The organism is Lacipirellula sp., assembly GCF_965279485.1.
Lineage (GTDB): Bacteria > Planctomycetota > Planctomycetia > Pirellulales > Lacipirellulaceae > Lacipirellula.
Genome location: NZ_CBDIIC010000002.1, coordinates 3750351 through 3774768, shown reverse-complemented (window position 1 = coordinate 3774768; position 24418 = coordinate 3750351). Strand labels below are relative to the sequence as shown.

General features: G+C 61.9%; 21 protein-coding genes. 4 read left to right on the top strand and 17 right to left on the bottom strand.

The genetic code is table 11. From position 1 onward, the window contains the following. Positions 1-92: 92 nt before the first annotated feature. The 9 genes from ACQY7R_RS22760 to bshB1 form a co-directional block, all read right to left on the bottom strand. A complete protein-coding gene (locus ACQY7R_RS22760; RefSeq protein WP_428307847.1) occupies positions 93-929 on the bottom strand; it encodes an ABC transporter permease subunit in 837 nt (278 codons plus the stop codon). Next, positions 926-1810: an ABC transporter ATP-binding protein gene (locus ACQY7R_RS22755; RefSeq protein ID WP_428307846.1), complete on the bottom strand. Its 885-nt coding sequence runs from the start codon at positions 1808-1810 to the stop codon at positions 926-928. Before ACQY7R_RS22755 ends, ACQY7R_RS22760 begins: the two co-directional genes overlap by 4 nt. Before the next feature lie 97 nt (positions 1811-1907). Next, entirely contained in the window at positions 1908-2711 is an 804-nt protein-coding gene (locus ACQY7R_RS22750) for an exosortase-associated EpsI family protein (RefSeq protein WP_428307845.1), read from the bottom strand. Positions 2712-3072: 361 nt separating this feature from the next. Then, positions 3073-4452: a sigma-54-dependent transcriptional regulator gene (locus ACQY7R_RS22745; RefSeq protein ID WP_428307844.1), complete on the bottom strand. Its 1380-nt coding sequence runs from the start codon at positions 4450-4452 to the stop codon at positions 3073-3075. Between the two features lie 738 nt (positions 4453-5190). Then, positions 5191-6090: a tyrosine recombinase XerC gene (xerC, locus tag ACQY7R_RS22740; RefSeq protein ID WP_428307843.1), complete on the bottom strand. Its 900-nt coding sequence runs from the start codon at positions 6088-6090 to the stop codon at positions 5191-5193. A 111-nt stretch (positions 6091-6201) separates the two neighbouring features. Then, positions 6202-6453, bottom strand: coding sequence for a hypothetical protein (locus ACQY7R_RS22735; RefSeq protein ID WP_428307842.1), 252 nt, complete (start codon positions 6451-6453; stop codon positions 6202-6204). A 298-nt stretch (positions 6454-6751) separates the two neighbouring features. Next, the gene (locus ACQY7R_RS22730; RefSeq protein WP_428307841.1) at positions 6752-8050 is read right to left on the bottom strand and encodes a hypothetical protein; all 1299 of its coding nucleotides are present in this window, start codon (positions 8048-8050) and stop codon (positions 6752-6754) included. 170 nt (positions 8051-8220) lie between these two features. Continuing rightward, a complete protein-coding gene (locus tag ACQY7R_RS22725; protein WP_428307840.1) occupies positions 8221-8667 on the bottom strand; it encodes a hypothetical protein in 447 nt (148 codons plus the stop codon). Between the two features lie 305 nt (positions 8668-8972). Continuing rightward, complete coding sequence (bshB1, locus tag ACQY7R_RS22720) at positions 8973-9662, bottom strand: bacillithiol biosynthesis deacetylase BshB1 (protein ID WP_428307839.1); 690 nt, start codon at positions 9660-9662, stop codon at positions 8973-8975. A gap of 172 nt (positions 9663-9834) precedes the next feature. Between bshB1 and ACQY7R_RS22715 the strand changes: the two genes are divergently transcribed. The 3 genes from ACQY7R_RS22715 (at position 9835) to lpxA (ending at position 14799) form a co-directional block, all read left to right on the top strand. Further along, a complete protein-coding gene (locus tag ACQY7R_RS22715; RefSeq protein ID WP_428307838.1) occupies positions 9835-11343 on the top strand; it encodes a carboxypeptidase M32 in 1509 nt (502 codons plus the stop codon). 225 nt (positions 11344-11568) lie between these two features. Continuing rightward, complete coding sequence (locus tag ACQY7R_RS22710) at positions 11569-13698, top strand: hypothetical protein (protein WP_428307837.1); 2130 nt, start codon at positions 11569-11571, stop codon at positions 13696-13698. 306 nt (positions 13699-14004) lie between these two features. Then, positions 14005-14799 (top strand): acyl-ACP--UDP-N-acetylglucosamine O-acyltransferase, encoded by a 795-nt coding sequence (gene lpxA / locus ACQY7R_RS22705; protein WP_428307836.1) that lies wholly within the window; start codon positions 14005-14007, stop codon positions 14797-14799. Between the two features lie 3 nt (positions 14800-14802). Here the strand turns inward: lpxA and ACQY7R_RS22700 are convergent, their stop codons facing one another. From ACQY7R_RS22700 to ACQY7R_RS22685, 4 genes are all read right to left on the bottom strand, one after another. Further along, on the bottom strand, positions 14803-15060 hold the full coding sequence (locus ACQY7R_RS22700; protein WP_428307835.1) for a DNA-directed RNA polymerase subunit omega: 258 nt from the start codon (positions 15058-15060) through the stop codon (positions 14803-14805). A 56-nt stretch (positions 15061-15116) separates the two neighbouring features. Beyond that, positions 15117-15848 (bottom strand): hypothetical protein, encoded by a 732-nt coding sequence (locus ACQY7R_RS22695; RefSeq protein WP_428307834.1) that lies wholly within the window; start codon positions 15846-15848, stop codon positions 15117-15119. A 31-nt stretch (positions 15849-15879) separates the two neighbouring features. Beyond that, positions 15880-16098: a hypothetical protein gene (locus ACQY7R_RS22690; protein WP_428307833.1), complete on the bottom strand. Its 219-nt coding sequence runs from the start codon at positions 16096-16098 to the stop codon at positions 15880-15882. Between the two features lie 93 nt (positions 16099-16191). Continuing rightward, the gene (locus ACQY7R_RS22685) at positions 16192-16389 is read right to left on the bottom strand and encodes a cold-shock protein (protein WP_428307832.1); all 198 of its coding nucleotides are present in this window, start codon (positions 16387-16389) and stop codon (positions 16192-16194) included. A 556-nt stretch (positions 16390-16945) separates the two neighbouring features. Between ACQY7R_RS22685 and ACQY7R_RS22680 the strand changes: the two genes are divergently transcribed. Next, positions 16946-18058 carry an A/G-specific adenine glycosylase gene (locus ACQY7R_RS22680; protein WP_428307831.1) on the top strand — a complete coding sequence of 371 codons (1113 nt, stop codon included), beginning with the start codon at positions 16946-16948 and terminating at the stop codon, positions 18056-18058. Between the two features lie 260 nt (positions 18059-18318). Here the strand turns inward: ACQY7R_RS22680 and ACQY7R_RS22675 are convergent, their stop codons facing one another. The 4 genes from ACQY7R_RS22675 to ACQY7R_RS22660 form a co-directional block, all read right to left on the bottom strand. After that, positions 18319-19470 carry a Gfo/Idh/MocA family protein gene (locus tag ACQY7R_RS22675; protein WP_428307830.1) on the bottom strand — a complete coding sequence of 384 codons (1152 nt, stop codon included), beginning with the start codon at positions 19468-19470 and terminating at the stop codon, positions 18319-18321. Positions 19471-19514: 44 nt separating this feature from the next. Further along, positions 19515-20891 (bottom strand): DUF2314 domain-containing protein, encoded by a 1377-nt coding sequence (locus ACQY7R_RS22670; protein WP_428307829.1) that lies wholly within the window; start codon positions 20889-20891, stop codon positions 19515-19517. A gap of 110 nt (positions 20892-21001) precedes the next feature. Beyond that, the gene (locus tag ACQY7R_RS22665) at positions 21002-22165 is read right to left on the bottom strand and encodes a Gfo/Idh/MocA family protein (RefSeq protein WP_428307828.1); all 1164 of its coding nucleotides are present in this window, start codon (positions 22163-22165) and stop codon (positions 21002-21004) included. 332 nt (positions 22166-22497) lie between these two features. Continuing rightward, a complete protein-coding gene (locus ACQY7R_RS22660; protein ID WP_428307827.1) occupies positions 22498-24342 on the bottom strand; it encodes a M2 family metallopeptidase in 1845 nt (614 codons plus the stop codon). Between the last annotated feature and the right edge of the window lie 76 nt (positions 24343-24418).

Genomic DNA, 24418 nt, shown 5'->3' with positions numbered 1-24418 from the left:
CTTCAAACCGGGGGTGGTTTGGGTTTGCGGCGCGATGGCGTGACGGCGCACGCCCCCGGTTTGAAGAACCGGGGGCTAATTCGCACGGCGTGCTACAACGGTGCGGGGACGTCGCGATTGCAGAAAATCGCGGCGCTGGCGGCGAGGGCTCCGCAACCTAGCCCCAGCAAGCAGCCATTGTATTGCCAGAACAGCGGCCAGAACGCCGCCGGGTCGCGATGGATGCCGATGGTGAGCAGCGTCGGTTCGTACACCGACAAAATCGTGAGCCGATTCATCCACTCGAAACGATCGTTGAGTCGGCCCACGATCATCAGCGTCAGCTCGACGACGTAGAACCCGATCACCAATCCCACCGCTTGCGAGCGGCTGCGCACGAGGGCCGAAATCAGCGTCGCGGCACCGGTGATGAAGACGCCGAGACAGGCAAAGTTCACCGCGGCCGGGGCCAACTGCCGCCACGCCGGCGGGTCTTCGTACCTGCTAAACTCCAGCCCCAGCTTCACGCCAAGCCAACTGGCCGCCGCCATCAGCAACACGCCGATCAGCGTCACGGCCGTGTGCGTCGTCACCAGCGTCAGCCGGCGGACCGGTTGAGCGAGCAACATTTCCATCGTGCCGGCGCCGATGCGGCCTGCCAGGCAATCGGTCGCACGCGTGACGGTCCACAGCCCGAGCAACATCAGCAGGCCGAACTCTTCGAAGCTAAACGCCACGCGGCCCAGCGGCGAAGCGAGATCCTCGATCGGCACCGGCAGCAGGCCTTGGAAGATCTGCAGCCCCTCCGAAAAGAACTTGATGAATGCATCGACCTTAATGTGAGACGCCACCCACACCCGCAACCAGGTGAAGCCGAGGGAGAGCAGTGCGCAGCTCGTCATCAGCAGCCAACTGTCGCGGAACGATCTGCCGAGCAGCACGCGGTTCATTCGTCACCGCCGATCGCCGGGTGATGGCGCTCGTAGACGCTGCGGAGTCCGATCGGTTCGATCTGCAGTTGCGCGAGCGGCTGTTCCGCTAACCAGCCGAGCAGCGGGGCGAGTTCGCCGCGGGTGATGATCGAGACCGCCTGATCGCGGCCGGCGTGCATTTCGATCGACTCGGCCAACTGCGGCGGAGCAGGGGAGAGGGGCCCGGTAAGCACCGCCTGAATGCGATGCTGCCGCCGCACGTCGATGACGCGAACGGCGTCGACGAGGCGGCCCGCCTTCAGCACGAGAACGCGATCGCAAACATCTTCGACCTCTGAAAGCACATGCGATGAGAAGAGAACCGTCTTCCCTTCGTTGCGGGCGTCGCGAATGAGTTCGACGACGTCGCGGCGGACCGTGGGATCGAGGTTAGCCGTCGGTTCGTCGAGAATTACCAGCGGCACGTCGGGGGTGAGCGTCACCGCGAGGGCCAGCTTTTGCCGCATGCCAGTCGACATCTGCCGTACGCGGCGGGTGAGATCGAGCTGCAACCGCTCGGCCAGGCGGAGCGAGCGCTCCAGCGACGCATGCCGCAACCGAGCAAAGAAAGCGAGCGTTTGCCGGCCGTTGAGTTGGCGGAACAGCCTCGCATCGCCGGGCAGATAAGCGAGCTTTCGGTGGACGGCGACCGATTCGGCGTAGCAATCGAGCCCGTCGATGCGGGCTGTGCCGCTCGTCGGCTTGAGGTAGCCGAGCAGGAGTCGCAGCAGCGTTGTTTTGCCGGCGCCGTTTGGGCCGAGCAGGCCGAGAATCTCGCCGCGCGGCACCTCGAAGGTGCAGTCGAAGAGCGCCGCGAGCTGTCCGTAACGTTTCGACAGCAGGTCGGTCTGAATGAACACGAGCGCAACTTCCTTGGCGAATCGTGGTCACCTACGTGCGCCGGATACGGTCGGCGCCGCGAGCCGTTGCGGACTCGCGGCATGCGTCACGCTGGCGCTACGCGGCGGGGGCGGCCTCGGCGGCCGGTTCGGTTGCCGGAGCTTCGGCAGCCGGCGCTGCCGTTGCATCAGCGGGAGCCGCGGCGCCTTCCGCACCTTCAGCGGGAGCATCGAGCGGCGTCGCGCCTGGAGCGGCGAACAATGTCTCATTCACCTTCGGCAGCATGATTTGAGCAAACTTGTAGGCCACGTTGTCCGTGACCGACTCATCGCGTTCCTTCATTGGCGCCGTGAAGTACATCTTGTAGAGCGCTCTGTTGTTGCCGAACGCCAATCGCGTGGCATCGGGCGCCACCCAATCCTTTTGCTCGCCAGTGTCGGGGTTCCATGCCCAGAAGACGCGGACCAGCGGCCCGCCGGCGCCGAGGGCGGCTTCTTTACGGAACCGGGCGGTGTGGAACTCGCCTTCCTTATCGGTCCCTTCACCCTTGATCCGCTGCTGAAGCTGCGTGCCGTCCATCGCAAAGCCTTGGCTCGGATAGCAGACGTCGGGCGTATGGCGAGAAATGTCGCGGGCATGACCGACGATCAGCCACAGATCGACTTCTTCGCCCGTCTCTTCATTCTTGTAAACGCGCGAGATGTGACTCACGGCGCCCGCCGTTTTAAGCGTCTCTTCCGGCACCGGCCGATCGACGCCAACCCACGGGCCCACCTTCTTTGGCAAGGTAGCGAACTTTTGGTGGAACTGTTCGGCGGAAACGCTCGAACCATTCAAACGATCGGAGTACACGCTTTCCCAGAACGTCATCGACACGATGAGAACGACGGCGACGGCAACGGGAATATACAAACGCGTCATGAATGAATCTCGAAGAGACGTAGATGGACCGCCTCCCACGCTCGAAACGGAAGTCGAGCCGCGGCGAAGACTTAATTCACGGTAGGCGCGTTGCCGAAGAGTGTCAAGCAACGGCCTCGGCAGGCGGCAGAACCGTCACAATCGGGCCGGAAACCGGGCGGTTTGATGGGTTGCGGCCGCGCGCGCCGCTGCCCGTTAGCCGGAGGCAAGCCTGCCTCCGGGAAGACCGCCGGCAGACTCGCCAACGGCTAAGAAATGGGCGCCGCTGGCATCCTGCCAGTGCTGCAGCGGGTACTCGCTCGACACTTCTCACTGGCAAGATGCCAGTGGCACCCACCGCGCGTGCCCCGCAGCCGCCGGCTTAGTGTTCCGCCAGCTGCTCGTCCTCGAGCCCGAGCCGCTTCATTTTCTTATAGAGCGTCGTGCGGTTCACCCCAAGCGAGTCGGCGGTGGCGTTGCGATTCCAGCCGTTCGCTTCGAGCACCTCGAGAATGATTTGCCGCTCTGGTTCTTCGAGCGCTTCTTTGAGCGTCCGATGCCCGCCCCGTGTCACGCGGATCGCCGAACCGCCGATGATGTCGCGCGGCAAGTCGGCCGGGGTGATGAGCTCCCCCTTGCCGAGCAAGACGGCCCGTTCGACGACGTTCTGCAGCTCGCGGATATTGCCGGGCCAAGCGTAGGCCTCCAGCGCGGCGACCGCCTCTTCGGTGAAGCCAGTTACCTTGCGGTTCGTATCTTCGCGCAGCTCGTTGAGGAACGTTTGCGCAAGGAGCAACACGTCGCTGCGACGGGCGCGGAGCGGCGGCAGTTCGACGTTGATCACATTGACGCGGTAGTACAGGTCTTGGCGGAACTTGCCCTCGGCGACCGCCTTCGACAGATCTTCGTTCGTGGCGAGGATCACCCGCACGTCAACCTTGAAGGTCTTGTCGCCGCCGACTTGTTCGAACTGCAGTTCTTGCAATACGCGGAGCAGCTTCACCTGCATCGCCGGGCTGGCGGTGCCGATTTCGTCGAGAAAGATCGTGCCGCCGTCGGCCTGCATGAACTTGCCGACCTTGTTGCCAGTAGCGCCGGTGAACGCACCGGCCACGTGGCCGAACAGTTCGCTTTCGAGCAAGTTCTCCGGAAGGGCGCCGCAGGCGACTTCGATAAACGGCTTGCCGCTGCGGCGGCTGCGGCGATGAATCGCACGGGCGATCATGCTCTTGCCGGTGCCGCTTTCGCCGGTCACGAGGACAGTCGCCTTCGTATCGGCGACGCTATCGATGACGTCGAAGATCCGCCGCATTTGCGCGTCGTGCCCGACGACGTTGTCCATGCCCTTGCGTTTGTCGAGTTCACGCTTGAGCTGGGTGTTCTCTTCGATGACTTTGTGCTGCGTGAAGGCACGTTCGATCGAGACGAGCAGTTCGTCGTCGATCAGCGGCTTCGTCAGGTAGTCGAGGGCGCCAGCACGCAACGCTTCGACCGCGGCGTCGGGATCGCCGTAGCCGGTCATGAGGATAACCTGGCTCTCGGGGTGCGAACGGCGGACTTGCTCAAGCAAATCGAGGCCGTCGCCATCCTTCAGGCGGACGTCGACGAGCAGCAGGTCGTACGACTTGCGGGCGAGACGCTCATTCGCTTCGGCGACGCCGCGCACTGCGTCGACTTGCAGACCGTGGCTGCGGAGCCAATCGGCCATCGAATCGAGCACCTGACGATCGTCGTCAACCAGCAGCAGTGAACCGTGAAGCATATGCAGACTCCCCCAACTGAAGCCGCGCAGGGCGGCTCGAACGTAACGCGGCCGACGCGTCGCCAGAGGCGGCGCGGTCCGCGGGATTCAACTTGTCGCGGCCGGGCGTCCAGCGGACTTCGGCATCATCAATGACAACGCCGAAGGAGCTGGCGGGGAGATTTCGCCATGGCCTGTTGAATTATTTACGTCGCAGGATGCGTTGAGGCAACGTGGTTGCTGAGGAGTTGCGAAGAGCGTGGTCCGCTTGTAGCGATTGGCACGATTGCACCCTAGCCCCGGGCTCTGCCCGGGGGTCGGCAACCATTCCGGTAGATGTCGTCGCGCGTTACGCCACGTCACCCCCGGGCGGAGCCCGGGGCTAGAGGGGAGATGCACCTCGTCGCACCTGCAAAAAAAACAGGGGCGGCCCGGCCTTGGGAGAGGAAGAGACCGGACCGCCCCGCGACGGTGGAGGGTCGCCGATCGAACCGCGGCCGGCGCATAACATACGCCGCTTTGCCTGCTCATAAAATGAAACCGCGGCCGATCAGCGTCAGTTGGCTGATTCGACAACGGTGAGAGCGTCGGGGCGGCTGGGATGTTACAGCTTGGAAAAACAAACCACGAAGACGCCAAGGCACTAAGGACGCACGAAGGGCTGGAAGGCGGTAAGAAATCAGGAAAATTGATTCCCCTATTCCTACTTCTTTATTCCTTCGTGACTCCTTCGTGCCTGAGAGCCTTCGTGGTTAGCCCTTAATTCGCCCGCGGATGCGCCTTCTCGTACGCCGCCCGCAAGTTGGCCGTGCTGACGTGCGTGTAGATTTGCGTCGTCACCAGGCTCTTGTGGCCCAGGAGTTCCTGCACGCTGCGGATGTCGGCGCCGCGGTCGAGCAGGTGCGTGGCGAAGCTGTGCCGCAACGTGTGGGGGCTCGTCCGCAGATCGAGGCCCGTTTCTTTGAGGTACTTCTCCAGCATCCGGCCGACGCTGCGAGTGGTGAGCCGCGTGCCGAAGCGGTTCGTGAAGACCGGGGCCTCGCGGCCTTGCTTCTCGCTCGGCGACAGCTTGCGATGCCGCAGCCAGGCTTTCAAGGCGCTCGTTGCGTAGGAACCAAGCGGCGAGAGCCGTTCGCGACGGCCCTTGCCTTTGACCAGCAGAATCTCTTGGGCCAGATCGACATCGGCGTCGGAGAGGCCGACGACTTCGCTGACGCGCAAGCCGCCCGAGTACATCGTTTCGAGAATCGCCCGATCACGGATCCCCATCGGCGACTCGGCCGGCGGCGCCGACAGCAGCGTGCCGATTTCCTCGGTCGTGAGGAAGTGCGGCAGCGAGCGTCCCTTGCGCGGATTGCGAAGCGCCCGGGCGGGATTGCTCGTTGCCCAGCCTTCGCGCTGTCCGTAGCGATAGAAGCTGCGCAGTGACGCGAGCTTCCGCGCGATCGAGGTCTTTGCGTAGCCTGCTTCATGCAACGCCGACAGAAATCCGCGCAGTTCGACCGCAGTAATGCTCGCGGGAGCGGGGCAGGTTCCGTCTTCCTCGGCAAAGTAATCGGCCGCCGCGATGAGGTCTTCGCGGTAGCTCTTCACCGTGTAGTCGGAGGCGCCCCGTTCGACGCGCATGTAGGTCAGGAACTGCGCGATCTGTCGTTGCATGGGGTAGGCGCTATTGGGAAGGCGCGAGGCGCTAGTTGCAGGCAATCGCCGGCGCTAGCAACCGCACGCGGTCATTCGCTAGCGCCTAGCAACTAGCGTCCAGCGTCTAGCTCAATCATCGCTCGGCTGCGGCAGGTTCATGCGGCGGGGGAGCGTTGCCTTCATTTCTGGCACGCTTTCCGACGCATTGTTGCGAACCTTTTGGCTCAGCACGGCGGCGTCGTACCAGGTGAAGCTCAGCTCGGGGTTCGAGGCGAAACGGCCAAGCGTGCGCAGCGCTTCGGCGCGCTGGGAATCTTCGTAGAGGAAGATGTAACGCTCGCGTCCCTTGACGAGCGCTAGCACATTAATGTCGTCGTTCACGGCTTGCGGGGCCTCCTAGCGGCAGCAGTGGGCAGCCGACGTGCGTCGCTGGTAGCGTCGGTTGCGGGGGGTGGGCGGCCGCCGTGGCGAAGGGCCTTGTGCGCACACGGTCGTCCTTGATGCTCGGCCTGGGTGCTGCAGCGTCGAACGTTCAACGTTCGACCTGCTCGCTGTCTCTGTCCTGAAAACTCACTCGCGGAGAGTTTGGTTCCGCCCACAAGTGGGCGTCGGCGACGCCTGCGCGATTGTGCGGATTGTTCCGCCGATTCGCGCTGACCGAACCATTGCTCCTTACGCCTTATCGGCGTTCGGGCCACCGCATCAGCACATCCATTTTTGCGCTCCCGCCGCCGCGAGCTGACAGCATCTCGCAGATGTGCAGGTGACAGCAGAAGCGGATGTACTCGTTACTGCGCGACAGATAAGGTTGCCAGCCGCCGTAGCGCTGGTCGTCGCGGAAGAAGACATATCCTTCCAAGGCCTCGGTGACCTTGTCGTCGGCGCCATTGTAGATTCCCGTGTGGGAGAGCACCGGGCCGTTGAACGGCACGCACGCAGCCCGACCGGGGCCCATCGCGTACAAACCGCCAAAGTTGTTGTCGGGTCCGCAAGCACATGCCTCGGGCGGCAACGGGTAACCTGCAGCGGCTGCAGCGGCAGCGCCGAGAGCGCCGGCTGGCGCGGTTGCAACAGCCTGCGGCGCGCTCGCTATGGCGGCATTGCTGGCGACGCGCTGCGGCGCCTTTGCTTTCGCTTTGGCCGGCGATGCTTTCGCCGTCGCGGCTTTCGCTGGCAGCGTCTTCACCGGAGTCGTGGCCGGCATGTCGACTTCGAGTTGCGCCGGTTGCACGTTCTCGTCGACGACGCGGAGGCTTGACGTTTGATTCGGATCGAAGAACGGATTGTTCTGCGACGGTGCGGCGTCCTCGCCATCGTCGTCTTCTGAGTGGTCTTCGCGAAGCGACGGATCGACGAGCGGCGCGACTGGCGCCGGCTGATTGCCCGTCGGCGGCGCCGGCAACGGCTGGCAAGCCTCGTCGCACTGCGGCGAGATCCCCTGCATCTCCGCACGAAACAACGCCATCTGCGATTCGTATACCAACGAGTCGGGAATGTACTCTTCCTCCGGCGTGCCCCAGGGCAGGCCGTAACCCGCGGGAATTTCGTGGAAACCAGGATTTGCCGCGTACCATTCGACGCGCATGCCGATCCGCGGCGGATAGTATTCGGCGTAGTCGATCACCGCACCAACGGCGACGGCGTCGACCCCTAAGAGTTGCCCCAGCCGGCGAGCTTCCCCGGGACGGTTGAGATCGATCCGATGGGCGATGATCGCCTCTTCGACGACCCCCAACGGCACGACTTCGAACCCGGGCGTTAGCTGGAGCTCAGTGAAATACGCCATCGCGAATTCACGACCGTCGACCGTGGGCGCATCGCTCTGATTGAAGAACGGCGCGACCGCCACGCGACGCAACTGCGGGAAGGGGTTGCGCACGATCGGTTCCTGAGTCATCTCAGGAAGCATGATCTGGCAACCGCCGCACGAAGCGATGGCGGAGCAGACTGCTAGCAGCAGTAGCAAATGGCGCAGCACGATGGAGAAGAACCTACCGCAATGAAAGGAGCCCCCCTTTCATTCAAGGCACGGTTTTGACGGCATTGGCGGCGTGCAAGCACGAGCCGCTGGTGCGCGTCAGTCGGTAAGATCGGCAGAATCCGCAGGGTCGCTTGAGGGAAAAGCCAGGTCGGCCGCTAGCAAACGGGTCATACTGATTCACCGCGACCACGCATCGCTGTTTCGATCCACTCGGCGTCAGCAGCGTCTTTTAATCGCCCCGTCGCCCGCTTGTTGGCGAGGAGATCTCGCCAATGCAAGACAAACGCAGAAACCCCGTCATAGTCGGCAACTTTCCGACTACCCCACGCGTTCTCGAAACCGATGGCGGTGATCGATGTGAGAATATCGATCCGCTCAGGCGGAACGCCGAAACTGAAAACGGCGTTCGAGTCCGTCAGTTCAATCGGCTCCTTTACCCAACTCTTGGGGATTCCGAACAGACGGAGCGCTTCCCACACCCGTTCCGCATTTTCGCTAGTTGGACGCACCCAAATATCCAGATCGCCCGTCGCTCGGGGATTGCCATAGGCAGCGAGGGCATACGCGCCAACCACGAGGTAATCAACTTCCGCGTCGTTCAACGCGGATAACATGTCTCTGAAATTCTTGTTCAGTGACGGGTTCACCGGCTATCGCCCATGCTTGAACTGTTAGCGGCCAGACCAACGCCATACATTCGCCCATCGATAGATGAGCGAGATCATCCTCGAAGCCTTGCTCCGAGAGTGTGGACTTCTTGACTACCCAGTGGCTGCGATCGGTCATGCATCAATTATAGCATTTGCGAAACGATCGGCCTAAACCAATCCAGCATCGTCGACATTTCGAATTTTGACAGGATCGCATCCAGTCGATCCGCGACATCCTGTAATCCTATCTAGTCTTCGATACGCTCCGCCTACACTAATTCGCCCATCGACCGCAGCCCAAGCGGCTCGCGGCTCGTAAACGGCTCGCCGTACCGCACGCCGATCGTTTTGCCCCAGTAGGCTGCTTCGGCTTCGAAGTGTTCCAAGAAGGTCGGCGACGCCGTCGGCCGGCCGGTGATGAACTGGCTTTCGAACGCTCGCACCGACGCCAGCTTGCGGTCCCACTCGGCGGTGATGTCGAGCACGAACGCCGGCTGCAGCGCCTGCTTCAGGTGGATGCAGTAGTAGTTGTAGATTCGCGCCGGGTGGTGGGGCTCGCCGGGCAGGTCGGTCTTCGTGAGCTTTGACCAGAAGCGGGCCGCATCGACGAGTTCGGTCGCCGCGATGTGATCGGGATGGGCGTCTATCCAGTAGGGGGCGAAGAGCCATTTTGGCTTTTCGCGGCGGAAGACGGCGGCGAGCTTCGCGCGGTTTTCGATCGTCGCTTCAAGGCTGCGGTTGGGCAGACCGAGATTCTCGCGCCACTCGAGTCCCATGATCTTGGTGGCCGCCGCCGTTTCGCGGGCGCGAATCTCCAGCGACCCGTGCGGCGTCGGCTCGCCGCTGGTGAGGTCGAGCACGCCGACCCGCCGCCCCTCGGCGATGAACTTCATGATGGCGCCCCCCATGCCAAGTTCGGCGTCGTCGGGGTGCGGGGCGATGACGAGGATGTCGAGCATCTTGGGAATCTCTATACGTGCGAAGCGAACGTTTCAGGGGCTGCCGACCCTGGTTCCATGATATCGCCATTCACAGGCCTGATCCATCGACGCCCCGCTGATCTTCGGCCACAATAGCTCACCAATCGACGCACCTGCACACCGAAGCACGACTGTCTCTCGAGCGACTGATATGTCCACTACCGCCGCCTACGAATCCCTCTGCAACCAAGCCCGCGAAACGGCCAAGCTCGCCAGCATCATGGGGCTGCTTGAGTGGGACGAACGGACGAAGATGCCCACCGCTGCAGGCGAGTACCGCGCCGAGCAAATTTCGTTTCTCGCCGGCGAGATCCACAAGCGGCAAACGACGCCGCAGATTGCAGGTTGGCTCGACGAACTCGTCGGCAGTCCGCTCGCCGCTGATGCTCACAGCGTCGAAGGAACGGTCATTCGCCAACTCAAGCGGCAGTACGACAAAAAAACGAAGCTGCCGCAAGCGCTTGTCGAAGAGCTATCGCGGACCTCGGTGCTCGGCCAGCAGATGTGGGTCGAAGCTCGCAAGGCCGACGACTTCGCGAAGTTCCAACCGTTGCTGGAGAAGACGATCGAACTGAAGCGGCAAGAAGCGGCGGCCATCGGTTATAAGGTCACGCCGTACGATGCGCTGCTCGACGACTACGAACCGGGCGCCACGACGGCCGAAGTCGCCGCCGCGCTCGGCGGGTTGCGTGATGCGCTCACGCCGCTCGTCGAGCAGATTGTCGGCAGCTCGCGCAAGCCCGACAGCGAACTGCTGAAGCGCGACTTCCCCGTCGACGCACAAGAGGCTTTCGGCAAGGCAGCCTCCGCGGCAATCGGCTTCGACTTCAACGCCGGTCGGCTCGACACGACCGATCACCCCTTCTGCGCCGGCGCCGGACCGCGCGATCAGCGGATCACCACGCGATACAACATCAACGACTTCAGCGACGCGTTTTTCAGCACGCTGCACGAAGCAGGCCACGGCCTCTACGAGCAAGGGCTGCCGGCCGACCAGTTTGGCCTGCCGACCGGCGAAGCATGTTCGCTCGGCATCCACGAATCGCAATCGCGGATGTGGGAAAACCAAGTCGGCCGGAGCCGAGCGTTTTGGGAACACTTCCTGCCGCAGGGACAGCAGAAGTTCGCAGCGCTGAAGGGCGTCTCGCTCGACCAACTCTACGGCGCCATCAACGAAGTTCGCCAGTCGCTCATCCGCGTCGACGCCGACGAAGTCACCTACAACCTCCACGTGCTCATCCGCTTTGAGCTGGAACGGGCCCTCATCGAGAACGATCTCCAAGCCAAAGATCTACCTGCCGCCTGGAACGAGAAGTACCAAAAATATCTCGGCATCACCCCGCCGAACTTCGCCGACGGCGTCCTTCAAGACGTCCACTGGAGCGCTGGACTGTTCGGCTACTTCCCGACATACTCGCTCGGCAACCTCTACGCGGGGCAGTTCTTCGCGACCGCGAGCAAGGAACTTGGCGACTTGCCGGCGGCGTTCCGCAAAGGTGAATTCCAACCGCTGCTCGAGTGGCTTCGCAAGAACATCCACGCCCACGGCCAGCGCTGGTCGGCGGGCGAACTGGCGCTGAACGTCACTGGACAGCCGCTGGGCCACGGCCCGTGGATCGAACAAATGCGCGCGAAGTACGGCGAACTTTACGGCCTGTAGCGATTGCAGCGGCGACTGCCGGCAGTCGCGTTCGTGAAGAAACGCCCCGCAACATCGAAGTTCGCCCCGCGGCGTAGCTAGCGTCCCGACGGGCGCTAGAATTCTCGCGCTGCCGCCGACAAACAACCGGCGTATTGTTAAACTGAGAACCCGCGGCGGCGGAGCATTTGTCGCGTCTCGCACTGAAGCGGGATGAGTGTAACGGAGTCGAAACGTAGGAATTCCATGGCGTCGATCACCCTCTGCCCGCGCTGTTCATCGCATCTCGAATTGCCGGCCGGCCTCACGCCGACGTCGCTCGTCGAGTGCCCGATCTGCGAAGCGGAATTCCTGCTCGCGTCGGTCGCCCCTCGCGCCATTCCGAAGGTGCGGCTCGTTGAACAAGACATTCATCATCCCTCATCGGAGAGCGATGACGAGCTGATGGATGAATCGACGCCGACGCGCGAGCCGCTCGGCATCATCGTCGACGACGACATGGCAACGGAGCCGGATCAAGAACCGGTTGCCGAATCGACCGACGACAAACTCTCGCGGCTGTTGCGATCGACCTCCAGTTGGCAATTGCCCGGCGCGCCGTCGCCTGAAGCAGTAGAACAAGACGACACTGAAGACGCTGAAGAATCGACGGCGGAAGTGGCTTCGTTTGAAGAGTTCGAAGCCGAAATCGACGACCGCATCATTCCGAACGATCACGCCCCGCGGCCGACGTTCGGCGCCACGCTCGACGCCGCCTACCGCGACGCCGATCCAGAAACCGCACAGCCTGCCGCGACCGCAGCCGACGAACTGAAACTCGGCGGCAGCCGCCTCGACCAGTTGCTATCCGACCTCATGAAGACGCCGCCGGCGCCGCTTGCCGCTGCAACGCCAGCCGCGGGCGAGGACAAGCCTGCAGAGCCGGTCGCTGCGTCGCCGACGTTCGCCGAATTCGAATCTGATGAGCAGACGGCAGAGGAACTCGAACCGGCGAACTATGCCGAAGTCGCCGAAGCCGAACTCGCGGAGTACGACGCCGTCGACGACGACTCCAGTAGCGACGATGCTGGCAGCGACGAATCGTTTGAAGACCGTTGGCGCCGCGTCCAAGCGACCAACGCTGCAACGGAAGTGAACAGCGTTACTGAAGAGTACGCAACCGACGACTACGCTGAGGCGGAAGCAGAAGACGACGCCGTCACTTACGAAGCAAGCGCCGAGGCCGAGAACGAACAGTGGACCAGCGACGAAGAGTTCGACGAACTCGAACGCTCCGCGCCGAAGCGCCGCAAACGCCGCCCATCGGTCGTGAAGACGCTCGTCGGCGTCGTTGGCGGCGGGTTCATTGGCATCTTCCTCGCCGGTTACGCGCTGTTGTGGCTCAAGGGCCCGGACGGCGACTTGCTCGGCATTGCCAACTTGCTGCCCGCATCCATGCTGCCGGGCGGCGTCGTTCCCGCCTCGCAAGAACCGTTGAGCATTGCCGACGATCACTTGCCAGCGCCTGCGCCAGTCGATGCCGCTCCGCTAGCTGAAGCCGCTGCGCCGTTGCAGCCACCTAGCGAATCGACGCTCGACTTCGCTGACGAGTCGCAACCGCCGACCGGCAACGAGTTGGCCGCGACCGATGCGCCCGCCGCAGCGGAAGCACAGCCCGACGCGCCTGCTGCGACGATGCACCGCGACGCCGAGGTCATGCCGACCGCCGCGGTCGAGCCGGTCGAAGCGATCCATTGGCCGACTACGCCGATCGTCGGTGAGCTGAAAGGAGTCTCGCTGTTCAGCGTTGATGATTTGAGTTCGCACATCGCGAGCGCCGACGCCGCCCATCGCACGTTCCTTGCCGGCGATCTCGCGCGCAAGGAAGACGTCGCCGCGATGGGGCAGGCGTACATCGAACTTTGCAAGCTCGCCGAGCGGTTCACGCTCACCGATCCCAAAGAGTTCGGCAACGACTTGGTCACCAAGCAGATGGCCGCGAAGCTGATTTTCCGCGGCGCCGTCGGCGACTCGGCCCGTCGTAACGACCTCGCGATGATCGCCGGCCGCTGGCTTGAGCATCCCCGCCGCCCGAATCAAGGCGTGCTGCTGCTCGGCCGCGTCACCGATCTGCAGCCGCAAGGGAAGTGGACCGAGTACACGATCGAAACGCCGCTCGGCTCGACCGTCTCGGTCAACAAAGTATTGATGGACAAAATTACTTTTAAGTTCGGCGAGGAAGTCGCTGTCGTCGGCGCGATCGTTGCCAATCCGAGCCAAGCGATCGCCGGCTATACGGGCGATGCGAAGCAAGTGGTCGTCGCGGGCTTCGCGTTCGCGCCGGAAGATTTCGTGGCGCCGCGAACGGGCGCGACGGCGGATCTCTTCACGCCGTAATTGATCCAGCTGGGCTGGTACTTTCTCGCGAAGCCGCCAAGGCGCGAAGGATCGCAAAGAAATGCGAATGCGTGGGGAATTCCTCTGCGCACGCCGCGCCTCTGCGAGAGGTCGCTTCTTTCGAATAAATCTCTCGCAGAGGCGCGGAGACGCAAAGATAGTGCGGGCAAGACTTACCTACTTCTTCTCGGCGTTTTCTTTGCGCCTTGGCGGCTTTGCGAGAGAAATCCAGCCTCTCACGCACAAGATGCAAGCATCGATTGGAATTGACCGGCGCCCCTATCTCTGCGAGGCTCGCCAACCTCAATGCCAATCCATCCCACAGCCGTCGTCGATAGTGCAGCGGAAATTCATCCGAGTGCATCGATTGGGGCGCACGCCATCGTCTCGGGCAACGTCGAGATCGGCCCCGACTGCGAACTATTGCCCTCCTCGGTCGTGATGGGACACACCACGCTCGCCGCAGGTTGTCGCATCCATTCGTTCGCCACGGTCGGCGACTCGCCCCAAGACTTCAAATACGGCGGCGCCGTTTCCTTTTGCCGCATTGGCGAAGGGACGGCGATCCGCGAAGGGGCGACCGTTCATCGCGGGACGGCGCCAGGCTCCGCCACCGTGGTCGGCGACCGCTGCATGCTCATGACGAACAGTCATGTGGGGCACGACTGCCAGCTCGGCGACGGCGTCATCCTCGTGAGCGGGGCGCTGCTCGGCGGGCACGTTCAAGTCGGCGCCAACGCCATCGTTTCGGGGAATGCCGCCGTGCACCAGCATGTGCGAATCGGCGAGCTAGCCCTGGTGGGAATTCTGGCTCGCATCACGCAAGACGTTCCCCCGTTCTGCATCACCGATCAGGATGGAACCGTCGTCGCAGAGAATCGCGTCGGCATGAAGCGCGCGGGCTTCACCATCGACGAACGACACGAGCTGAAGGCGGCGTTCGCGGCCATCTACCGCCAAGGAATTGGGAGAAACGAGGCTGTGCGATACTTGGAGGCGACCGTCAAAACGGAAGCTGGCCATCGATTACTCAGCTTCTACGCGCACGATTCCGCACGCAGTTCGCGGGTAAGATTGTTCGATCCGCAGCAAGCGGCGTAACGCCTACAGCAGTGAGAGATCGAAGTCCATCGGCCCTTGCCGACGCTGCTCGACGATGCGAATGCTATCGTCAGCGTTCAGCATGATCTTGTCCTGCAGGATCTCTTGAATAACGATTTCCATCGGAAACTTCGTCTTGAGATCGACCAACGGACGGGCGCCGGAATTTAGCGCAGCCAGCCGTTTCTGGATGAGGGCCGAAAGCTTAAAGCGACCGCCGACTTTGTTGACGATCTGTTCTTCTTTGAGGGCATCGATCATTCGTGGTCCGCTGATTTGAGAGTTGAACGCCCGCCAAACGACGGGGGTTGATGCGACTAGTGGCCGTGACGAAGCTTCGCGAGTCGATCGTCGAGCTTGTGCTTCCGAAACTGGTCGCCGTAGACGTAGTAAAACATGCTGAGCGTGCAGATTCCGACCTGCGCCGCAGAGCGGAGCGCCGATCGCTGCACTTCGTCGTCGAGCGCGAAGTCGTCGCAGCCAGACTCCGCCGACGAGCCGGCGTCGTTCTCGCTGCCGCCGCCGTGGCAGTTCGCATGCAAGCCGCGGTCGATCGTTCGATGATGCAGCCGTTCGTAGATGCCCGCGGTCGCCGCGTCGAGTTGACGCAAGTGACGCAGCATCAGCCCATTGGCGAATGCGGTTCGCTTCAGGTCGGCAGACCGATCGTCATCGACGCGAGCGAGCCAAATCCGTTGCCGCTCCTCGTCGCCCGCCATGAAGACGCCGTGTATAGCGGCTCGTAACGCGGTACGCATGAGCGAATAGGATTCGGCGACTTGCCCGCTGAGCGCAAGCAATGACGCGGCCCGCAGCGCCCCATGCGTCTGAATTAACATCGACCGGGCGACGCGTTCGCGACTTTCGTCGCTGAACGCCGTCAGAACATTGAAAATCACGTCGATTTCAGACAACGCCTCGAAATGCTCGCGATGCCGGGCGATCGACGACTCGGCGTTGCGCCATGCGGCGGTAAAAAAATGGGCGAGCGGCGATTCCGCCTGCTCGGAGGCGATAGGTTCGTCCACGTTCACTTCCTCGACTGACATCGGCGATCCCTCGGGTGGAGCGGGTCCAGCGTCACTCGGCGTCGCCGGCCGCGTGCGACCGCGCGAGCTCGCGTTTCGCAGCCGCCAGCGCCGCTTGTCGCGGGGCGTCTGCCTGTACGACGGCGCATTGGGGGTGGATTCCTCGCAAGGAATAAGACCGCTTGCCGCAAACCGGACACTCCTTTCCCGCGGGGGTCGAGTAGAGCGGAGCGGGTTTCTTACACGACTCGTCGACGAATTTCTGAAGCATGAGAACCTCCGGATTCCAGTGGCTGCGCGGCGGCGATCGCATCGAATGGAGGCTGCGGCAGCCGATGAATCGACTGCCGCAGTCGCTCGTCAGTTACGCGACCGGCTGGACGTTCTCGGCCCGCTTGCCCTTCGGTCCTTGGCCTTCGGTGTAGGAGACCGCTTGGCCTTCGTACAGGCTGTCGTAGCCCGAGCCTTCAACGGACGACGAGTGGAAGAAGATGTCTCCGCGCTCGCCTTCAATGAATCCAAAACCCTTGTCGGTCAACTTTTTAATCGTTCCTTGCGACACTTCGTCTTTTCTCCAGCACGCATCATATGGGTAGAGCGCACGGCCGCGCCGTCGTGCAAACCAGCAAGTGGCCGGGCAATGGAAGGTCTTCAGAGCGACCTTCGCATAAGAGAGCAAAATGACCCGCACAGCGAATCAACAAGCGGAACAACTATCGGAGAAGTCGTCCCGACGAAGGGCTAGATCTACGAGAAGTAACGCCGCTGGCGAATTTCAATCATTCGCCTTGGCGTAGCGTCTAGCAGCGCCTTCGCTATCTTTAGTGCCCTGATACTACCTTAAATCGACTGAATGGTCAAATCAGCCCGGTTACCGGCTGGCGGAGCTGGTTTTCTCTCGCAAACCCGCTAAGGCGCGAAGGAACGCAAAGAAATGCGAACGTGCGGGGAGTTTCTCCGCAATCTCTGCGCCTCTGCCAGAGGCCGGTTCTTCTGAATAAACCTCTCGCAGAGGCGCGGAGACGCAGAGGGAGTGCGGGCCAGTGCTTACCTCTTGTTCTTCTTTGCGTTTCCTTTGCGGCTTTGCGCCTTTGCGAGAGACACATTAAGATAGGGCGATGGCAACGGACTGCACCGCCGAAACGCTCGCCTCGCCCAAAGAACGCCAGTCGTTCCGTCGCCGGCTGCTTGCTTGGTTTGCAAAGCACAAACGCGACATGCCGTGGCGGCGGACGCGCGATCCGTATCAGATCTGGCTCAGCGAGATCATGCTGCAGCAGACGACCGTCGCCATGGCGGGGCCGAAGTTCACGGCGTTCGTCGCAGCGTTCCCCACCGTGCACGACTTGGCCGCCGCCGATGAGCAGCAAGTGCTCCGCATGTGGGAGGGCCTCGGCTACTACCGCCGCGCTCGCGGGTTGCATGCCGCCGCGAAGGTGATCGTCGGCGAGCACGACGGCCAGTTGCCGCGCGACGTGAAGACGCTGATGGCGCTCCCCGGCGTTGGCCGGTACACCGCAGGCGCCGTGGCGTCGTTCGCCTACGACGTGTCGGCGCCGATTGTCGAAACGAATACGCAACGCGTTCTTGCTCGTCTTACCGGCTACCGCCATGAAGTCGTCGGCGGGGCAGGGCAGCGGCACATTTGGAACGCCGCCGAATCGCTACTGCCGATCACCGGCGCCGGCGAGTACAACCTCGCGCTGATGGAACTTGGCGCGCTGGTTTGCAAACCCTCCGACATCCGCTGCGACGTTTGTCCTGTGACCGCCCACTGCGCCGCGTTCGCCGGGGGGCTGCAGAATGAAATCCCGAAGCTCGCCGCCAAAGTGAAAGTCACCGCGGTTCGCGAAGGGACCGTCGTCGTCCGCAAGTCGGGCCGCGTGCTGTTGCGGCAACGAGCCAAAGGCGAACGCTGGGAAGGGATGTGGGACTTCCCGCGGTTCGCCCTCGACGGCGAAGGCCCCCTCTTCGTCCGCCGCGAACTCGTCGACAACGTCCGCGAACAAACGGGCGTCGACATCGAGCCAGGCCCGCTCCTCACGACGATCAAACACGGCGTCACGCGTTACCGCATTACGCTCGAATGCTACGAAGCCCGCGCCACGGGCGGCCGCCTCAAGTCGACGGAGGAAAGCCCGGTACGTTGGACGCCGCTCGCAGAACTTGGCGATCTACCGCTGAGCGTCACTGCTCGCAAAATCGCGACGCTTATTAGTAAGCAAGCGTAGATTCCTCTCGCAAAGCCGCGAAGACGCAAAGCAAACGCAAAGAAGACAAAAGGCGCGACTAATTATCTGCTCTCGCTATTCATCCCTCTGCGCCTCCGCGCCTCTGCGAGAGATCGTTTTAAGAATTTTCTCGCAGAGGCGCAGAAGCGCAGAGGAAAAAGAAAAGAGCGATTGAACGAAATCGATCCGTCCAATCACTCTTTATCTTCTTTGCGTTCCTTCGCGTTTTGGCGCTTTTGCGAGAAACTAAAACCGCAACCTCAATAAGCGACGTCAACCCACTGCTTCGCCCGTCCGCTCCTCAGCACGGCGTCGCAGATCGCAATCTCGTTGTGCCCGTCGAGGAACGTCGCGAAGTCGCCTCCCTTGCGATTGCCGGCGATGAACCCGTAGACGTTGCGGAACAGATTCTTCGGCCCGTCGGGATACGCTTCGTTGTGTCCGCCCGGATAGTGGGCGTATTCACGCGCCTCGGGGTAGAGCAGGCTCGGGTCTTTCATGAGGACTTCATTCGGCCGATCGCGATGGCCGATCCACAGTTCGTTCGGCTTCTCTTGATCCCACGACAAGCCGCACTTCGAACCATTGATCTCGTAGAACAGCCGGTTCTTCCGCCCTGCCGCGCATTGGTTGACAGTCATCACGCCGTGCGCGCCCGAGTCGAATTCGAGCAGAATCGACGCGTAATCTTCGGTGCCGATCGCAACGTCTTCCATCTCTTCAGGCTTCAGCACCTTGCCGGCGTACGTCTCGACCTCGACCTTCGGCCGCTTCCGCGTGGGGTGAAGCGTCACGAGGTCCGCCATCACGCGAGTGATCTTCAGCCCGGTGACGTACTGAATGAGATCACACCAGTGGCTCCCCACGTCGGCCACGGCCCGCGAGTCGCCCGATAGCTCCGGCACGAGTCGCCAGTTCCAGTCGGTTTCCTTGAAGAGCCAATCCTGCAGGTAGCTCCCTTGCACGGCCAGCACGCGGCCCACGTCGTCGTGGTTCTGGCACATCGCCCGCGCCTGCTGCACGAGCGGCATGTAGCGATAGTTGAAGTTGATCGCGTTGATCACCCCGGCCTTCTCGACGCGATTAACCAGCTCGCGCGACTCGGCCGAGTTCATCGCCAGCGGCTTCTCGCTAATGACGTGCTTGCCGGCCGCGATGATGTCGCAGTTCACGCCGAAGTGCAGATGATTCGGCGTGCAGTTGTGAACGACCTGAATCTCCGGATCGGCGAGCAACTGCTTGTAGTCGCCGTACGCCTTCGGAATCGACAGCTCCGCCGCTTTGCGATCGGCGAGCCCCTGATCCCGCTCCGACACGGCCGCGACCTCGACGAACCCGAGCCGCCGCAGCGCCTCGATATGAGCCGGGCCAATGAATCCAGTGCCGATGATGCCTGCTTTGATTTTTGACATGATGAACTCGTTAAAAAGGCTTGTTGTTCTCGATTGCGATGAGACTATTTTTGAGACTCTAAGATTAGCTTCATGGTTTCGTTCCCTTCTTCCGTCCCGTCTGGGCGAGAAAGCAGATAGTCGAAGACTTCCGCTTGGCTCACGGTAACTTTCTGCCCCGCCTTCAAGTCAGGGACGTTGAAAGGTTCGTTCTGAAGCGTGCCGCTGATCTCGTCGCCCTTCCAACTCGAAACTTCAACCCACATGAACTCTCGATCTCCATCCGCCGTTTTAAACGGCGCCTTCACCAGCAGCAGTTCGCCCGACTTCAAGCCGGCGTCGAATCCTTTCTGCAAATCGGAGAGTTTCGCCCGCGCGGCTTCGCTCGCGGCCTCGATTTTTTCGTTGTGCTCAACGCCGATGATCTCTTCTTTGGAGCCAAACAACTCCGTGAGCGCCAGCTCTTGTTTCGCGAACTCATCCGGCCCTTCGTACTCGTCAAACCGAAGCTCAATCAAATCATTCTCAGGGTCGCCTTCGTCCCGCCGGCCTGCTCGCAACGTCAGGCGAACAACGCCTTTGCCGTTCTCCAATACTGCCCCCAGCATGTCTTTTCGCAATTCGTCTTGCTCGATCGACTTCAGTTCCAATTCAAACTTCCCAGGCGACTCAAACTCAGCTCCTTCGACAAGCCGCTGACAAAACAAATTCATTAGTAGGCCAACTTGAGAGTTCGCCGACCCTGGCGACGTCTCTACCACGACGTCAGGCAAACCGAACTTAGACATGCCTAGAGTGATCGCACGAATATGCTCGCCGTTTCTGTAGGCGTGAATCGTCGTATGCTCGGCGGCGGTTGCAAGCGGCTTCGCGGCGTCGACGAGTTTTTCTCCCCACGCCTCGGGAGAGTAAATCATTCGAGTCTGCTCGTCCCAAATCAGCCCATCGGTCTCGCGTGCAATCTCTCCCAACGTCGCGTAGGCGATCTGCAACGTCGCCCGCGCCGCTTCACGAGAATAGACGAACGAAAGGGTCAACGCCTTCTGGGAGTCCTGCAGCCACTCGGTCTGCTTTTCGTCCAGCCCGCGTCCGAAATGCTTCACCGCATCCGGACTTGGTGGACCGTACGCCGCGGTATCGATTTCTGCGACGACGACGAAAGGGAGTTCGACTTCGCCCGGCTTTGGCCAAGCCTCCAGAGCCGTCATCTCCTTGGCGTGCTTAGCAACGGCCTTCCCTGCGATATCTATGGCGTCAGTTCTAGACGCGACAGGCAAGTACACCGCCAACTGACACATGGCGATTGGCTGCGACTCCTGCGTCACCGCCTCTGCGTCGAAAGTCGCTGGCTCTTGCGCAACAAGATTGCACCCCCGCGGATTCCACAACACTCCAATCGTCGCGGCGCATGAAAATACGAGGGCAATTTGGCGAAGCTTCATTGTTCGTAGTCCGCGAAATCAGTTCGGGGCGCGGTAATTCTCTGAGTTCAATTCTCGTGAACTAGATTATTTACCGCGAGGCGCACTCTCAGAACCAGAAGAAAGGCAACCTACTTAATCACTTCTACCTGCGCCCACTTGCCGCCGTCGATCGACTTATCGACCGCCTCGAGCACCGCCACGCATTGGGCGCCGTCTTGGAAGCAGGGCTGGCACGACTTGTCGTTCGCGATGCACTGCACCAGGTCGGCCGCGGCGTTCGAGAAGGTGTGGTCGTAGCCCATCATGTGGCCCGGCGGCCACCAGGCGCCGGCGTAGGGATGCACGCCTTCGGTCGCGATGATCCGGCGGAAGCCGCGGCGGTCTTCTGAATCTTCCGTCGAGTAGTAATCGAGATAGTTGAGGTCCTCGAAGCACCAGACAAGCGTTCCCTTGCTGCCGTTCAGTTCGAACCGGTTAAAGTTCTTCCGCCCCGGCGCCATACGGGTCGCTTCGAACGTGCCGATCGCGCCGCCGGTGAACTTCGCCAAGAAGACCGACGCGTCGTCGACCGTCACCTTCTCGGTCCCTTCGCCAGCGGTGGCGCTAATGCCGTGCGAGGTCCCCTCGGCCGGCCGCTCTGCGATGAACGTCTTTTGCATACCGACGACTTCGCCGATCTCGCCGACGAGGTAGCGAGCGAGATCGATCGAGTGGGCGCCCAAGTCGCCGTGCGCGCCACTGCCGGCCGCCTCGGCCCGCATCCGCCAGTTCATCGGGAACTGCGGATCGACGAGCCAGTCTTGCAGGTAGGTAAACCGCGCGTGGCGAATCTGCCCGATGGCGCCGCTGTCGATCATCTTCTTCGCCAGCGCCACCGCGGGGCAGCGGCGATAGTTGAAGTTGACCATATGCTTCACCCCCGCCTTCCGCACGGCGGCGAGCATCGCCTTTGCCTGGGCGACGGTAAAGCACAACGGCTTCTCGCAGAAGACATGCTTCCCCGCCTCGGCGGCGGCGATCGCAATCTCATCGTGCGTGTAGCCGGGGGTCGAGATATCGACGACGTCGACGTCCTTCTGGCCGATCACCTCGCGCCAGTCGGTCGAGGAAGTCTCCCAGCCCCAGCGCCGGGCGAACTCCGCCACCGCCGCCTCGTCGCGGCCGCACACCGCCTTCATCACCGGCTCGGCGTCGAGATCGAAGAACCGCCCCACGGTCCGCCACGCCTGGCTGTGGGCCTTCCCCATGAACTTGTAACCGATGAGCGCGACGTTGAGCTTCTTCTGAGCCATCGAACGAAGATCCTTCAATGCTAAGGCATGTTCCGGAAAAGAGGACTCGCTCCCGGCTGACAACCACGCTGAGTTGGCGCGGCGAACTACCGGCGGAGCGTCTGTCTCCCTCCCCGGCGAGGGGACAAGGGTGGGTCGCCATTTTATCAGTTGCCACCCTAACCGGTAGGCGCCAAAAGATCGGCGCAGCGTGAGAAAGGGTCGGCGCCCTGTGCCGCTGGATCAATTGCGACAGCCAGGGAACGGCGTCGCCAGCGGTAAATAAGGCCCGACTCCGATGGGCGGGATCGATTATTAAGGATTGCTCCGCCTTAAAGATCCTGCCTCGCGAATTACCACCCCACGGCTCGCCCGCGATTCTGTTCCTGCAGCCATACCATGAGCGGGGCGAAATAGTCCAGCATCGGTTTCGCCGAGAGCTCCTCGCCAGTCGCGCTTTTCAGGACGTCGCGCCAATCCTGCGTGGCGCCGACTTCGAAGATCGAGCGTAGAAACTTGCCTACCTCCTTGTTGCCGAAGTAGTTGCAGTTTTGCGGATCGGCCTGGAGGATGTTCTTCGCGATATGGTTGTGCAGCTGAAACTTGATGATCGTGCCAATCGCGTAGTCGTAGTATAGGGCCGCGTCGTCGTTGATGTGGGTTTTCGTCGCTGCATCGCACAGTTGCTCGCCCCGCGGGCCAGGCGGAGCAATCCCCTGATAGCGTCCCGCAAGTTCCCACCATGCGCGATTGAGCGCCCCGTCGGGAATTTCTCCCGCGTAGAACTGCTTTTCAAATTGCGTCATCGTCCCCGCGGCAAATAGCAGGAAGGCGACGGCGGTCTTGTTCAGCGCCGGCTCCAATAGCCACTCAACCGCCTCCGGCGCCGGCGCTCCCTCAGGCAGCAATCCAATTGACGAGAGGTAGGTCGGTTGCGAGGCCGCCAAACCAATGAGGTCGCCAACCCCCTCGTGAAATGCGCGATTGGCCCCCGCCCGCAGGAGGATGGGAACCCACGCTTTCGAATAGGCTAGATAGTAGTAGATGTGCCCAAGCTCGTGATGAGCCGTCGTGAACCAGAATGAGTTCGGCTCAATGCTCATCAGACAGCGCACTTCTTGATCTCGATCCATGTGCCACGCGGACGCATGGCCATTCTTGCGGCGACTCTGGCCAGCAGGTACGGGATATAGATCAGACTTTTCATGAAAGACTGGCGGCAGCGCGTCGAAACCAAGCGAGCGATAGAACGCCTCCGCCTGCTGGATGATGAACTCCTTCGGCTTGCCGGCAAATGGAGCGTCGAGATTGATGGCATCGACCAGCCCAGGCCAATTCTGGGCCCAGCGATTCGGAAACCAATGCGCCGGAATCAGCCCCTCGGGCGGATCAACGCCGTAGCGCACCGCGAGCTGATACTTCGCCCAGGTATGAAGTTGCTCGTAAAGCGGCCTCAAATCTGCGACGAATCCATCCGTCAGCGACGTCATCTCATCGACGGTCATGCCATAGTCGGCCACCTGCAAAGCAAAGTACGAGTCGAAGCCCACTTCCCGCGCGACTCGATTCCTCAACTCCCGCAGCCATAGCAAATTGGACCGCAGCGCCTCGCCCACTTGCTTCGACGAATCCCAGACCGCCCTTCGTATTGGCAACGACGTCGACGTCGTCAGCGCCTTGTCAATTTCGCCCAACGTAATCGTGGAGTTGAGACCCTCCGGCGACAGCCTGTAGACGAAGCCGTTCTGGAGCGACTGCTGTCGGGTCGCCGCCTGAGAACGCATGCTCACCGTATCCGCAATCGTGCTCGCCACCTCCGCGCACATCAGGTGTAGCTTCTTCAACTGCCGCACAGTCGCCGGAGCGAGCCCCTCCGGATGCTCCAGCAATTCCTGCAACGGTTCGATAATCTCCGGCGATCCCAGGTAGCGATCCAACGCCTCGCTTGCCTTGGTCACCGCTTCGTCATGCGCATCCGACACATCGGTGCGTGCAAGCCACCCTGCCTGACCAGCCTCTAAGTCGAGCGGCCGCCACTCGCCGACGACTTTCTCCAGCAGCTTCTGCGCACGCTGTTCCGGAGTCTCCTCCGATTCGCCAGCCACAACCCCACGACTGCCGACCAGGTAGAGGCTGGCCCCCGTGAGGGCAAGAAATGTGCGGCGACCACAAGCGGCAAGCGGGGAGTCGTCATCCATCTCAGTGGCTCCAGCAAGGCGTCGCAATCCGAATCGCGAACGCCATGCTAGTGAGCCCTCAATTCAATCACAATCA